Below are 13,320 nucleotides of genomic sequence, written 5' to 3'. Positions count from 1 at the left end.
GGGGCCGCGTCCCCGTCAGGGTGGTGCTGGCTGGTGCCGGCTCAGGCGTCGATGCTCGAGAGGTCGCCGTAGCGGTCGCCGACGACGGCGTCGGCCGGGACGGCGTCGCGCAGCGCCGTCACGTGCGCCTCGGTGAGGCGGACGGAGACCGCGCCGTGGTTCTCCTCCAGGTACGTGACGCGCTTGGTGCCGGGGATCGGCGCGACGTCGTCGCCCTGCGCGAGCACCCAGGCGAGCGCGATCTGGCCGGGCGTGCAGCCGACCTCGTCGGCGATGCTGCGCACGCGGTCGACCAGGCGCAGGTTGGCCTGGAGGGCCTCGCCGTTGAGCCGCGGGAAGTAGGCGCTGGTGCGGGAGTCGCCCTCCTCCATCGAGCTCTCGGTGAGACGGCCGGTGAGGATGCCGCGGCCCAGCGGGGAGTAGGGCACCAGGCCGATGCCGAGCTCGCGCAGGGTCGGCAGGATCTCGGCCTCGAGGTCGCGGGTGAACAGCGAGTACTCGGTCTGCAGGGCGGTGATCGGGTGCACCGCGTGGGCCCGGCGGATCGTGGACGCCGAGGCCTCGGAGAGGCCGAGGTGGCGCACCTTGCCGGCCTCGACGAGCTCGGCCATGGCGCCGACGGTCTCCTCGATCGGGACGGTCTTGTCGACGCGGTGCTGGTAGTAGAGGTCGATGTGGTCGACGCCGAGCCGCTCGAGCGAGGCGTCGCAGGCGGCGCGGACGTACTCCGGGCGGCCGTTGATGCCCAGGCGGGTGCCGTCCTCGGCGCGCTGGTTGCCGAACTTCGTGGCCAGCTGCACCTCGTCGCGGCGGCCGGCGATGGCCCGGCCGACCAGGCGCTCGTTGGTGAACGGGCCGTACATGTCGGCGGTGTCGAGGAAGGTGACGCCGAGGTCGAGGGCGCGGTGGATCGTGGCGATGCCGCCGGCCTCGTCGGGGCTGCCGTAGAACTCCGACATCCCCATGCAGCCCAGGCCGAGGGCCGAGACGGTCAGGGGGGACGCGGTGCCGAGGGTGCGGGTGGGAGTGCTCATGACCCCACTCAAGCCCTTGGAGCGCGCTCCAGGTCAACCCCCGGAGGAGAGGGTCTCCTCGTAGATCCCGATCTTGCGGTCGATCGCCCCGAGGTGCTCGGTGAGCTCGGCCAGCTGCGCCAGCACGGCCGCGCGGTGGGCGCGCAGCAGGTCGAGCCGGGCGGCCTCGGTGCCGGCCCCCTCGCGGACGAGGTCGGCGTAGCGGCGCACGTCGCGGATCGGCATGCCGGTGGAGCGCAGGCGCGTGAGCAGCTCGATCCAGCGCAGGTCGGCGTCCTCATAGCGACGCTGGCCGCTGGCCGAGCGCGGCACCGGGCGCAGCAGCAGGCCGTCGCGCTCGTAGTAGCGCAGGGTGTCGACGCTGAGCCCGGTGAGCGCCGCGGCGTCCGCGATGGGCACGGCGTCGACGGCGGGCGGGCGGAGGGCGGCGGGGGTCATGTCCCCATCCTCACTCCTGGAGTGCGCTCCAGGTCAACGTCCGCCCCGCATCACGTGGCCGGCGCCCGCAGCATCGCGACGACCATCGCCACCAGGTTGGCCACGAAGGCGTCGTCGTCGAGCTGCTGACGGCGCGGGGTGTCGTCCTGCTCCGCGGCGTCGAGCGCACGGGCGCGGTCGGCGACGGCGCGGAGCACGAACGCCGTGGCCAGCGAGAGGCGCTCGTCGATCAGCGACGGCGCGAGCGGGGGCAGCCGGGCCGAGATCAGCTCGTAGACCGGGACGCCGCCGCTGCGGGCCAGCACCTCGGCGACGCCGGGCAGCGCGGCCGTCTGCTCCTCGGCGATGAGGTCGGCGACGATGACCAGGAAGCAGCGTCCGGCCCAGCCGGTGCCGGCCAGCTCGGTCGTCGGTCGCACGATCGCCTCGATGGCGGAGCCGAGATCGTCGTCGGGGCGGGTGAGGGCCACCTCGAGCAGGGCGCCCTCGCGCACGCCGAGGAAGTCGACGTGCTGGTCGAGCACCGCCAGCAGCAGGCCCAGCCGCGACCCGAAGTGGTAGTGCACCGCCCCCCGGTTGCGCTGCCCGGCCTGCCGGGTGATGTCGAGCAGGGAGGCGTTGCGGACGCCGTTCTCCGCGAAGGCGCGTGTGGCGGCCTCCACGAGACGCAGCCGCGTCTCGCGGGCCGGGCCGGACCCGAGTCCCTGTCCGGGCACGTAGGAGGGGGTGCCTCCCTGCTCGTCGACGGTCACAGCCGCGGAACCACCCGGGAGAGGAGGTCGCCCATGCGACTGGCCGCGGCGCGGCCGGCCTCGAGCACCTCGGCGTGGTCGAGGGGAGCGTCGCTGATGCCGGCGGCCAGGTTGGTGACCAGGCTGATGCCGAGGATCTCCATGCCGGCCGCACGGGCCGCGATCGCCTCGAGGGTGGTGCTCATGCCGACCAGGTGGCCGCCGAGCACGCCGGCCATCCGCACCTCGGCCGGGGTCTCGTAGTGCGGGCCGGTGAACTGCACGTAGACGCCCTCGTCGAGGGTCGGGTCGACCTCGCGGACGAGGTCGCGCAGCCGCTGGGAGTAGAGGTCGGTGAGGTCGACGAAGTGGGCGCCGCGCAGCGGGCTCTGGCCGGTGAGGTTGATGTGGTCGGAGATGAGCACGGGGGTGCCCGGCGTCCAGGTCTCCTTGAGGCCGCCGCAGCCGTTGGTCAGCACGATCGTGCGCGCGCCCGCGGCGGCTGCGGTGCGGATCGGGTGCACGACGGCGGCGACGCCGCGGCCCTCGTAGTAGTGGGTGCGGGAGAGGAAGACGAGGAGCTGCTTGTCGCCCGCGCGCACCGAGCGGATCTTCCCGGAGTGGCCCGCGACGGCGGCCGCGGAGAAGCCGGGCAGATCGGTGGTGTCGATCTCGGCGGTGGCCTCGCCGAGGGCGTCGACGGCCGGGAGCCAGCCCGAGCCGAGCACGAGCGCCACGTCGTGGCGCTCGACGCCGGTCAGCTCGCGCAGGCGGTCGGCGGCGGCGCGGGCGAGGGCGTCGGTGTCGACGGCGGGGTCGGCGAACGGGTCGGCAGCGGAGGTGGTCGAGGAGGGGGTCGTGCCCGAGGGGGTCGTCTGCGTGCTCACGCGGCCACCCTAGGACGCCGCCCCTCCGGTGGCGACGCCCGGGAATCGAATGCGGCGCCCGGCTGTTCTCGCAGCGTCGCAGTGCAGCGACCGCTCCGGTCTGCCCGCCCTCCCTCACACCCCAGGACACGCTCGTGACGACCGACCTGCCCGCGGCTGCCGCCGCCCTCGCTGACCCTGCCCGGCCCGCCGCGACGCCCGGCCGCGCCCGCGGCATCGCCGTGCTGGTGCTGTTCCTCGCGACGTTCATGGACCTGCTCGACACCACGATCGTCAACGTCGCGCTGCCCTCCATCCAGACCGACCTCGGCGCGAGCCCCTCGCAGCTGGAGTGGATCGTGTCGGGCTACGTGCTGGCCTTCGCCGTCGTGCTCGTCACCACCGGCCGCCTCGGCGACCTCTACGGCCGCAAGCGCGTGTTCCTCATCGGCGTCGCCGGCTTCACCGCGGCGTCGATGATCGCCGGCGTCGCGCCCAACGCCGAGTCGCTGGTGATCGCCCGGTTCGTCCAGGGCCTCTTCGCGGCGACGATGGTGCCGCAGGTGCTCTCGATCATCCAGGTGCTCTACGCCCCCCGCGAGCGTGCGGCCGTGCTCGGCGCGTACGGCGCGGTCACGGGCACGGCGGCCGTCGCCGGCCCGCTGCTCGGCGGGGTGCTCACCACCTACGACGTGCTCGGGCTGGAGTGGCGCAGCATCTTCGTCATCAACGTGCCCGTGGGGCTGCTGCTCCTCGCGCTGGGCAGCGCGGTCATCCCCGAGTCGCGCGGCGAGCGCCGGGTGCGTCTGGACCTCGTCGGCGTCGCGCTGTCCTCGGTGGCGCTGTTCCTCGTCGTCTTCGCGCTCATCGAGGGTCGTCCCGAGGGCTGGCCGTGGTGGATCTGGACGATGATCGCCGGCGGAGTGGTGCTGCTCGGCGTCTTCACCCTCACCCAGCGGCGCCTCGAGGCCCGCGGCGGCGACCCCCTCGTCCCGCTCTCGCTCTTCCGCGATCGCGGCTTCAGCGCCGGCGTGCTCACCTCGCTCGGGTTCTTCGGCTCCATCGGCGCGATGTTCTTCGTGCTGGTGATCTACCTGCAGGTCGGCCTCGGCTTCAGCCCGATCTCCGCCGCGCTGGCCACGGTCCCGTTCAGCATCGGCGCGTTCGTCGCCTCCGCCAGCTGCGTGCCGCTGGTCACCCGGCTCGGCAAGGGCCTGGTGGCCCTCGGCCTGATCTTCTTCGCCACCGCCATCGCCTGGCTCGCCCAGAGCGTCGACCACCACGGCGACGCCCTCGGCGGCTCGGACCTGATCGGTCCCATGGCGCTCGGCGGCGTCGGTCTCGCGCTGGCGGCCATCCCGCTGCTCGACGTCGCCCTGGCCACGGTCCCGCTGGCCTCGGCCGGCGCGGCCTCCGCGGTCATCGGCACCGTGCAGCAGGTGGGCGCGGCGATGCTGCTGGCGATCGTCGGCGTCGTGTTCTTCGAGGGCGTCGACGGCCCGCCGTCGGGCCCGGTGCTGCGCGACGCGCTGCTGCCCGCGCTGCTCGTGCCCGGCATCGCGCTGCTGGTCGCCGCCGTCGCGAGCCTCGCGCTCCCCGGCGTCGACGCCGTGCGCCGTCACAAGGAGGAGGCCGAGGAGGCCGGCGTGGCGGTCGGCTGAGGCGTTCCCGCTGTGGCCGGCTACTGCTCGATCGAACGGCAGGGGCGACGACGCAGGGCGGCCACGTAGTCGTCCGGCGCGCCCGCGGCCTCCGCGGCGTCGGCCAGCACGCCGAGGTAGGACGCCGAGGGCAGGCCGCCCTCGTAGGCGTCGAGCACGTAGACCCACACCACCTGCTCGCCGGGGAGGGTCTCGATGCGCACCCGTGTCTTGCGGTACAGCCCGGTGTCGGCCTGCTCCCAGGAGTCCAGGCGGGTCTCGTCCTCGCGGGTCACGTCGTAGACGGCCACGAAGACGTGCTCGAAGGGATCCTGGACGAGGGTGGCCAGGGCGCCGTCCCAGCCGTGCTCCTCGCCGCCGAAGGTCAGCCGCCAGCCCTCGAGCCAGCCGGTGGTCTGCAGCGGGCTGTGGGGGCACCGCTCGCCCATGCGGGCCGGGTCGAGGTTGGTCCCGTAGGCGGCGTAGAGCGTCACGCGTCCGAACGCTAGCGCCCCACCCCTGCCGGGGCTCGACACCACCCCGCGCAGCGGGTCGGCCGCCGCACTAGGCTGGCCTGCGTGACCCACTTCGATGTCCTCGTCCTCGGCGCCGGCCCCGGAGGCTACGTCGCCGCCATCCGCGCCGCCCAGCTCGGCAAGACCGTGGCGGTCGTGGAGGAGAAGTACTGGGGCGGGGTGTGCCTCAACGTCGGCTGCATCCCCTCCAAGGCGCTGCTGAAGAACGCCGAGCTCTCCCACGTCCTCACCCACGAGAAGGCCAAGTACGGCATCGAGGGCGACGTGACGATGAGCTTCGGCCCGACGCACGCCCGCAGCCGTCAGGTGAGCGCCGGCATCGTCAAGGGCGTCCACTTCCTCATGAAGAAGAACAAGATCACCGAGATCGACGGCTGGGGCACCCTCACCGGCCCGCAGTCGATCGACGTCAAGGGCCCCGACGGCTCGGTGACCTCCCACACCTGCACCGACCTCATCATCGCCTCGGGCGCCACCGTGCGCCTCGTGCCGGGCGTGCAGCTGAGCCAGAACGTCGTCACCTACGAGGAGCAGATCCTCGACGAGAACCTGCCGGGCTCGATCATCATCGGCGGCTCGGGCGCCATCGGCGTCGAGTTCGCCTACGTCATGAAGAACTTCGGCGTCGACGTCACGATCGTGGAGTTCCTCGACCGCATGGTGCCCACCGAGGACGCCGACGTGTCCAAGGAGCTCGCCAAGCACTACAAGAAGCTCGGCGTGAAGGTGCTGACCTCCACCGCCGTGAAGAACGTCGAGGACACCGGCTCCGGCGTCCGCGTCACCGTCGCCCCCGCCGGCGGCGGCGAGGAGCAGGTGCTCGAGGCCGACAAGTTCCTCGCGGCCTTCGGCTTCGCCCCGCGCACCGCCGGCTACGGCCTCGAGGCCCTCGGCGTCGAGCTCACCGAGCGCGGCGCCATCGCCGTCGACGGCCGCGGCCGCACCAACGTGCCGCACGTGTACGCCATCGGCGACGTCACCGGCAAGATGATGCTCGCCCACGTCGCCGAGGCCATGGGCATCGTCGCCGCCGAGACCATCGCCGGCGCGGAGACCATGGAGATCGACTTCGACATGATCCCGCGCGCCACCTACTGCCAGCCGCAGATCGGCTCCTTCGGCTACACCGAGGCCCAGGCCAAGGAGAAGGGCTACGACGTCAAGACCTCCACCTTCCCGTTCTCCGCGAACGGCAAGGCCCAGGGCCTCGGCGACGCCGTCGGCTTCGTCAAGGTCGTCGCCGACGCCGAGCACAACGAGATCCTCGGCGCCCACATGATCGGCCCCGACGTCACCGAGCAGCTGCCGGTGCTGACCCTGGCCCAGCAGTGGGACCTCACCGCCGACGAGGTCTCGCGCAACGTCTTCGCCCACCCGACGCTGTCGGAGGCGGTCAAGGAGGCCGTCCACGGCATCGCGGGGCACATGATCAACTTCTGATCCCTGATCGACGGGGCGTCGCCTGTTCGCCGGCGGCGCCCCGTCGTCGTTCCCGCGAGGCCTCCTCCGGGCCCGGTCGTCGCTGCTAGCGTCGCGCCTCGCGACACCCGCTCGGAGGTCGCGGATCTCGGGGGGACGCATGGACGAGCAGGCCGAGGAGCCAGAGGGCGGCTCAGGTCCGGAGGGGTCGCGCACGACCGTCGTCGAGCAGGCCCGCGCCTGCCTGGAGCGGCTGCAGTGGGTCGAGGCCTCGGCGATGCTCGTCGGCCACCTCGAGCAGCATCCCGACGACGTCGACGCGCTCGTGCTGCGGGCGCGCGCCGAGCGTGGGTGCCGGCGCCCGGAGGAGGCCCTCGGCCTCGCCGAGCAGGCGATCGCGCTCGCCCCCGACCTCGGGGCCGCGCACCGGGTTCGGGCCGACGCGCTGCGCGACCTGCGGCGCTGGGAGGAGTCTCAGCGGGCCGCAGAGGAGGGGGTCGCCCGGGTGCCCGACGACCCCCGTCTCCACGAGGCCGTCGCCCTCGCCCTCGTCCTGTGCCCCCGGCCCTCGCTGCTCATCGCCCGGGACTGGGTCGACTCCGGCCTGCGGTGCGCCCCCGACGACGTCTCCCTGCACATCACCCTGGGCCTGCTCTTCGAGCGCCAGCGCCGCCCCGACGCCGCCGAGTGGGCCTACGCCCAGGCGGTGCGGATCGATCCCACCTCGGCCGTCGGGTCGGCGAACCTCGCGATGATCCGGCGCTCGCGCGAGGGCGGTCGCGTGACGATGCGGCATCTCCGGGCGGAGAGCGTCGGACGACCGGCCCAGCCCGCGCTCATGGTCCAGACCCTCCGACTGGGCTCCCGGATGATCCGCGAGACCCTCCTCGCCGAAGGTCTGCTCCTGCTCACGCTGGCGCTCCTGGCCGCGCGCGACGTCCCGTGGGCGGTGCGCGGGGCGGTGGGACTGCTCGGGCTCCTCGCCGTGACGCTGTGGCGCCGTCGCGACGGGCTCGGGCATCCCCGGCCCGGGCGTCCGTGGACGGGCTTCCGATCGATGCCGCCGCTCGTGCGCGCCCTGGGAACGCTGACCGTCGCGATGCCCGTCCTGAGCGTGCTGCTGGTGCTGCTGCCCGGGGCGGAGGCCACCGTCCTCGCGCGCTTCGTCCCGGCCGTGCTGATCGGCGTCGGGTTCGTCGCCGCGCTCGTCCCGGCGCCGCGCGAGCCTCGCGTGGAGACGGCCGAGACCTGACGGCTCCCTCGCCGGGCCCGCCCGATGTGCGTCCACCGCCCGTCCTTGGGAGGATGGAGCCATGGCAGGCGTGGTGATCATCGGTGGCGGACCCGGCGGCTACGAGGCGGCCCTGGTGGCGCGCCAGCTCGGCTCCGACGTCACGCTCGTCGACGCCGACGGCCCGGGCGGCTCGGCGGTCCTCACCGACTGCGTGCCGAGCAAGACCCTCATCGCCACCTCCGAGCTGATGACCGAGGTGGCCGGCGCCGCCGAGCTCGGCGTGGCCTTCCAGGACTCCGAGGGCGACGCCGCCACCACCATCCGCGTCGACCTCGCGCGGGTCAACCGCCGCGTCAAGGCGCTGGCCGCCGAGCAGTCCTCCGACATCTCGCGTCGCCTCGACCGTGACGGCGTGCGCATCGTCCGCGGCCGCGGTCGTCTCGACGGTCCGGGCCGCGTCGTGGCCGCGCTCGACGACGGGGGCGAGGAGGTCATCGACGCCGAGGCCGTGCTCGTCGCCACCGGCGCCGCGCCGCGCACCCTGCCCAGCGCGCAGCCCGACGGCGAGCGCATCCTCACCTGGGAGCAGGTCTACGACCTCACCGAGGTGCCCACCGAGCTGATCGTCGTCGGCTCCGGCGTCACCGGCGCCGAGTTCGCCAGCGCCTACCTCGCGCTCGGCATCCCCGTCACCCTCGTCAGCAGCCGCGACCGCGTGCTCCCCGGCGAGGACGCCGACGCCTCGGCCGTGCTCGAGGAGGTCCTCACCCGGCGCGGCATGACCGTGCTCTCCCGCTCGCGGATGGAGTCGGTCACCCGCGACGGCGACGTCGTCACCGTCGCGCTCACCGACGGCCGCACCGTCCAGGGCTCGCACTGCATCCTGGCGCTCGGCTCGGTGCCGAACACCGCGGGCATGGGTCTGGAGGAGTCCGGCGTCATCCTCAAGGACGGCGGCTTCGTCAACGTCGACCGCGTCTCGCGCACCTCCGCCCGCGGGGTCTACGCCGCCGGCGACTGCACCGGCGTCCTGATGCTCGCCTCGGTGGCGGCCATGCAGGGCCGCATCGCGATGTGGCACTTCCTCGGCGACACCGTGCACCCGCTGGACCTCAAGAAGGTCTCCAGCAACGTCTTCACCGCCCCCGAGATCGCCACGGTCGGCTGGTCGCAGGCCGCCGTCGACGCCGGCGACATGCAGGCCGAGGTCGTCATGCTGCCGCTCTCGGGCAACCCGCGGGCGAAGATGCAGGGCGTGCGCGACGGCTTCGTGAAGCTGTTCTGCCGCCCGGGCACCGGCATCGTCGTCGGGGGAGTGGTGGTGGGGCCGCGCGCCAGCGAGCTGATCCACCCGGTCTCGCTCGCCGTCGCGGAGTCCCTGACCGCCGACCAGCTCGCGCAGGCCTTCACGGTCTATCCGTCGATGAGCGGCTCCATCGCCGAGGCCGCGCGCCGCCTGCACCGCTTCTGACGTCGGTCCGTCCGTGCCTGGCGGCGCGGGCGTGCCGGGTGGCACGCTTGCCGCCATGCGCTCTCGGACGCCTCGCGCAGCCCGCACCGCCCTGGTCGTCGGCCTGCTCGCACCCCTGACCCCGTTCCTCGCAGGCCCCGCCCAGGCGGCTGAGGCAAGCGGAGCCGTCACCACCTTCACGCTCGAGGGCCGTGGCAATGGCCACGGCCACGGGCTCTCGCAGTACGGCGCGCTCGGCGCCGCGCGGGACCACGACCTCACGTATCGCCAGATCCTGTCCTTCCACTACCCCGGCACCAGCCTTGGCCAGGCCGGCGGCAGCATCCGGGTGCGGCTCACCGAGCTCGCCGACGACCGGCTCCCCGTCCGGGCCCAGAAGGCGCTGACGGTGGCCCAGATCGGCAAGAGCGCCACCAAGCTCTACTCGGTCGACCCGAAGGCCACCTGGTGGCGGGCGGTGCCGTACGGCACCTCCGGCCAGACGCGCGTCCAGCGCAGCCGCGACGGCCGCACCTGGGTCGGCTACAAGACCCTCTCCGGCACCGTGCAGTTCTCTGCCTCCTCGAACGCGCTCACCCTGCGCGAGGACGACGGCGCGCTGACGCGCTACCGCGGCCAGCTGCGGCTGGCCTCCGACGGCGCCGGCGGCCGTGACGTCGTGAACGTCGTGCCGCTGGAGACCTACGTGCGCGGCGTCGTCCCGAAGGAGGTGCCCGCGCTGTGGCCTCGCGCTGCCGTGCAGTCCCAGGCGGTCGCCGCCCGCACCTACGCGGTCTACGAGCGCGACCACGCGCCGTCGGGCCGGTACTGGGACCTCTGCGACACCGCCGCCTGCCAGGTCTACGGCGGCGCCAGCGCCGAGCACCCGAACAGCGACTCCGCGATCTCCTCGGTGGCGGGGCGCGTCGTGACCTACGCGGGCTCGGCGATCTTCGCGCAGTTCGCCGCGAGCGACGGCGGTTGGAGCAGCGACGGCGGACAGCCGTACCTGGTGGCGCAGGAGGACCCCTACGACGGCACCTCCAGCAACCCCTACAGCACCTGGACGGCGGAGATCCCCGCGTCGAGGATCGAGGGCTGGTACCCGAGCATCGGCCAGCTCACCGGCGTCACGATCACGGACACCGACGGCCAGGGGAACTTCTGGGGCGGCCGCGCGACTACCTTGACGATCAGCGGCACGAACGGCTCGATCACCGGCGAGTCCGCCGACCGGTTCCGCTCGCGGATGGGCCTGCGGAGCACCTGGTTCCGGGTGCTCTGAGGAGACTCCCGGGGGCATGCAGGCGGGCGCCCTCGAACTACAGGATTGTAGTTACCCAGGAACCTTTGCGTGACGTGTGTGACGCGTGATGCGATGGACGACGTGCTCCCTCACGACGCTTCCACGCGCCCGTCCGAGCCCGTCCGCAGCCGCCTGCGCACGGTCGTCGGCGCGACCCTCGGAGCGGGTGCGCTGACGGCGTCGGGCCTCGTGCTCGCGCCGCAGCCCGCGTCGGCCGCCGACGCCTGGACGGTGCCGTCCTCGGCCACCATCACCGTCTCGGGCCGCGGCTTCGGGCACGGCCACGGCATGTCGCAGTACGGCGCGGAGGGCGCGGCCCGCGAGGGCCTGGACCACCGAAAGATCCTCGCCTTCTACTACCCGGGCACCACCCTCGCGAAGGCCGACGACGTCCTCAAGGTGCTGCTGACCGCCGACACCGGCGACGACCTGGTCGTGCGCGCCCAGCCCGGCCTGGTCGCCGTCGACCCCGCGGACGCCGACAAGCCCCGCTACGCCCTGCCGAGCTCGCGCATCCTGAGCTGGCGGATGGCCCGCTCGGGCTCACGGCTCGTGCTCTCCTACCAGCGCTCGGGTCAGCCCTGGCGCTGGTACGCCAGCCTCGACGGCCGCTCCGGCCCGGGCTTCGGCGCCGCCGGCGGTCCCGTCACGCTCGTGACGCCCAGTGGCACCGCCGCCTACCGCGGACGCCTGCAGCTCATCCCCGCCGCCCCTGGCTCCTCCGACCTCGTCACCGTCAACCGCGTCGGCCTCGACACCTACCTCCGCGGCGTCGTGCCCCAGGAGATCCCGGCGTCGTGGAAGGCCGCCGCCGTCCGCGCGCAGGCCGTCGCCGCCCGCACCTACGCGCTCTTCGAGAGCCGCGACTCCACCAAGCCGTGGGACCTCTGCGACACCACCTCCTGCCAGGTCTACGGCGGCGTCGACGCCGAGCAGGCCGCCTCGGACGCCGCCATCACCGCCACCCGCGGCCAGGTGCTCCTCCACGACGGTGAGCCGGCCTTCACCCAGTTCGGCTCCAGCAGCGGCGGCTGGACCGCGAAGGGCTCCCAGCCCTACCTGACCGCGCGCTCGGACCCCTACGACGGCTGGTCGGGCAACCCCGTCCACTCCTGGACCAAGACCCTCACCGACCGCACCTTCGAGCAGGCCTACCCGGCCCTCGGCACGCTGCGCTCGATGCGCATCGGCGGCCGCGACGGCAACGGCACCTGGGGCGGCCGCGTCGGCACCGTCACCCTCACCGGCTCGAAGTCCACCGTGAAGGTCTCCGGCGACGCCCTCCGCTCGCGGCTGGGGCTGCGGTCGACGTGGTTCACGTTCAGCGTGAAGGCGCGCTGACGGGCTCTGCCGCCCCGCGGCTCACCGGATCTCGACAGGCTCGATCACCGTCAGACTCCGGTGGTCGAGCACGGCTCCGGTGGTCGAGCCTGTCGAGACCCCCGCACCCTGACACCCCGCTGAGCCCCAGCCCGTGACCACCTCGGTGTCGGGCTCGAGGTGCGTCCTCAGCGTCGCCGCAGCACGAACCGGACGGCGAGCCCGGCCACCAGCGCCCAGAAGGCGGCGCCGACGCCGGCGACGGTGATGCCGGAGGCGGCGACGAGCAGCGTGACGGCGGCGGCCTCGCGCTCGGTCTCGTCCCCGAGCGCCTCGGCGAGGGAGGCGGCGAGGGTGCCGACGAGGGCGAGCCCCGCAGCCGCCTGGATGACCCCGTCGGGTGCGGCGGCGACGAGCGCGGCGAGCCCACCGCAGCCGACGGCGAGCACGAGGTAGCAGCAGGCGGCGGTCACCGAGGCGATCCAGCGACGGTCGCGGTCGGGGCCGGCGTCGGGACCGGCGCAGAGGGCGGCGGTGATGGCGGCCAGGTTGATGGCGTGGCCGCCGAACGGGGCGACGACGGCGGTGCCGAGGCCGGTGACCGTCATGGTCTCCCGCCACGGCACGCGGTAGCCGGCGGCGGCCATGATCGCGACGCCCGGCACGTTCTGGGAGGCCATCGTGACGACGTACAGCGGCAGCGTGAGCCCGATGAGGGCGCCCAGGGTGGGGTGCGGGGCGGTGACGTCGAGGTGCGGCACCAACGAGGAGGCGGTGAGGGTGTCACCGGCGGTGACGCCGACGACCACCAGCGCCGTGAGCAGCGCCGCGGGCACCGCCCAGCGGCGGGCGACCCGCAGGCCGACGAGCCAGACGAGCACCACCGGAGCCACCGCGGCAGGGCTCGCGACGAGCGCGGTCACCGGCTCCAGGCACAGCGGCAGCAGGACGCCGGCGAGCATCGCGCGGGCCAGCGGCACCGGGATGGCGGCGACGAGCGCGCCCAGGCGCGGGATCAGCCCGGTGAGCACGATGAGCACGCCGGTGGCCACGAAGGCGGCGACGGCGGCCGACCAGCCGCCGGTGACGCCGCCGGCGCCGGCCAGGACGGCGGCGCCCGGCGTCGACCAGGCGAGGCTGAGCGGGGTGCGGTGGCGCAGCGAGAGCCACAGCATCGCCAGCCCCTGGCCCAGGCAGAGCACGAGCAGGCCGGAGGTGGCCTGCTCGGCCGTGGCGCCGACGGCCTGGAGCCCGGCGAGCACCACGACGAAGCTCGAGGAGAACCCCACGAGCGCGGCGACGTGGCCGGGGTTCGAGGAGTCGGCCTTCTCCGCGGCGGCGACGTC

General features: G+C 73.9%; 12 protein-coding genes. 6 read left to right on the top strand and 6 right to left on the bottom strand.

Going from position 1 to position 13,320, the window contains the following annotated elements:
* Nucleotides 1-41: 41 nt before the first annotated feature.
* Genes ACZDWJ_RS17200 through ACZDWJ_RS17185 form a run of 4 tightly spaced genes read right to left on the bottom strand, consistent with a single transcriptional unit; the run spans nt 42 to nt 3,090 of the window.
* Nucleotides 42-1,034 (bottom strand): aldo/keto reductase, encoded by a 993-nt coding sequence (locus tag ACZDWJ_RS17200; protein ID WP_463522940.1) that lies wholly within the window; start codon nt 1,032-1,034, stop codon nt 42-44.
* A gap of 33 nt (nt 1,035-1,067) precedes the next feature.
* On the bottom strand, nt 1,068-1,472 hold the full coding sequence (locus ACZDWJ_RS17195) for a MerR family transcriptional regulator (protein WP_463522938.1): 405 nt from the start codon (nt 1,470-1,472) through the stop codon (nt 1,068-1,070).
* 50 nt (nt 1,473-1,522) lie between these two features.
* Nucleotides 1,523-2,224, bottom strand: coding sequence for a TetR/AcrR family transcriptional regulator (locus tag ACZDWJ_RS17190; RefSeq protein WP_463522936.1), 702 nt, complete (start codon nt 2,222-2,224; stop codon nt 1,523-1,525).
* Nucleotides 2,221-3,090: a purine-nucleoside phosphorylase gene (locus ACZDWJ_RS17185; protein WP_463522934.1), complete on the bottom strand. Its 870-nt coding sequence runs from the start codon at nt 3,088-3,090 to the stop codon at nt 2,221-2,223. Before ACZDWJ_RS17185 ends, ACZDWJ_RS17190 begins: the two co-directional genes overlap by 4 nt.
* A 134-nt stretch (nt 3,091-3,224) precedes the next feature.
* Here ACZDWJ_RS17185 and ACZDWJ_RS17180 point away from each other — a divergent pair, with 134 nt between their 5' ends.
* Entirely contained in the window at nt 3,225-4,730 is a 1,506-nt protein-coding gene (locus tag ACZDWJ_RS17180; protein WP_463522932.1) for an MFS transporter, read from the top strand.
* Between the two features lie 20 nt (nt 4,731-4,750).
* On the opposite strand, the gene ACZDWJ_RS17175 is transcribed toward ACZDWJ_RS17180, so the two are convergent.
* Nucleotides 4,751-5,203: a gamma-glutamylcyclotransferase family protein gene (locus ACZDWJ_RS17175; RefSeq protein ID WP_463522930.1), complete on the bottom strand. Its 453-nt coding sequence runs from the start codon at nt 5,201-5,203 to the stop codon at nt 4,751-4,753.
* Nucleotides 5,204-5,287: 84 nt separating this feature from the next.
* Between ACZDWJ_RS17175 and lpdA the strand changes: the two genes are divergently transcribed.
* From lpdA to ACZDWJ_RS17150, 5 genes are all read left to right on the top strand, one after another.
* Nucleotides 5,288-6,685, top strand: a complete 1,398-nt coding sequence (lpdA, locus tag ACZDWJ_RS17170) for a dihydrolipoyl dehydrogenase (RefSeq protein ID WP_463522928.1) — start codon at nt 5,288-5,290, stop codon at nt 6,683-6,685.
* Between the two features lie 139 nt (nt 6,686-6,824).
* A complete protein-coding gene (locus ACZDWJ_RS17165; protein ID WP_463522926.1) occupies nt 6,825-7,916 on the top strand; it encodes a tetratricopeptide repeat protein in 1,092 nt (363 codons plus the stop codon).
* A gap of 61 nt (nt 7,917-7,977) precedes the next feature.
* Nucleotides 7,978-9,369, top strand: coding sequence for an NAD(P)H-quinone dehydrogenase (locus ACZDWJ_RS17160; protein WP_463522924.1), 1,392 nt, complete (start codon nt 7,978-7,980; stop codon nt 9,367-9,369).
* A 55-nt stretch (nt 9,370-9,424) separates the two neighbouring features.
* Nucleotides 9,425-10,633 carry a SpoIID/LytB domain-containing protein gene (locus ACZDWJ_RS17155; RefSeq protein WP_463522922.1) on the top strand — a complete coding sequence of 403 codons (1,209 nt, stop codon included), beginning with the start codon at nt 9,425-9,427 and terminating at the stop codon, nt 10,631-10,633.
* Between the two features lie 93 nt (nt 10,634-10,726).
* Entirely contained in the window at nt 10,727-11,995 is a 1,269-nt protein-coding gene (locus tag ACZDWJ_RS17150) for a SpoIID/LytB domain-containing protein (protein WP_463522920.1), read from the top strand.
* Between the two features lie 167 nt (nt 11,996-12,162).
* Here ACZDWJ_RS17150 and ACZDWJ_RS17145 read toward each other — a convergent pair.
* On the bottom strand, nt 12,163-13,320 hold a 1,158-nt coding region (locus ACZDWJ_RS17145; RefSeq protein ID WP_463522918.1), incomplete at its 5' end, for a benzoate/H(+) symporter BenE family transporter.

The sequence above is a fragment of the Nocardioides sp. B129/18 genome, assembly GCF_055282735.1.
This window is presented reverse-complemented; position numbering and strand designations above follow the sequence as displayed.

What these genes read in the sequence shown, in the direction of transcription:
- ACZDWJ_RS17160 (WP_463522924.1), top strand. Translation starts at nt 7,978, where the DNA reads ATGGCAGGCGTGGTGATCATCGGTGGCGGACCCGGCGGCTACGAGGCG.
- ACZDWJ_RS17150 (WP_463522920.1), top strand. Translation starts at nt 10,727, where the DNA reads ATGGACGACGTGCTCCCTCACGACGCTTCCACGCGCCCGTCCGAGCCC.
- ACZDWJ_RS17155 (WP_463522922.1), top strand. Translation starts at nt 9,425, where the DNA reads ATGCGCTCTCGGACGCCTCGCGCAGCCCGCACCGCCCTGGTCGTCGGC.
- ACZDWJ_RS17200 (WP_463522940.1), bottom strand. Translation starts at nt 1,034, where the DNA reads ATGAGCACTCCCACCCGCACCCTCGGCACCGCGTCCCCCCTGACCGTC.
- ACZDWJ_RS17195 (WP_463522938.1), bottom strand. Translation starts at nt 1,472, where the DNA reads ATGACCCCCGCCGCCCTCCGCCCGCCCGCCGTCGACGCCGTGCCCATC.
- ACZDWJ_RS17165 (WP_463522926.1), top strand. Translation starts at nt 6,825, where the DNA reads ATGGACGAGCAGGCCGAGGAGCCAGAGGGCGGCTCAGGTCCGGAGGGG.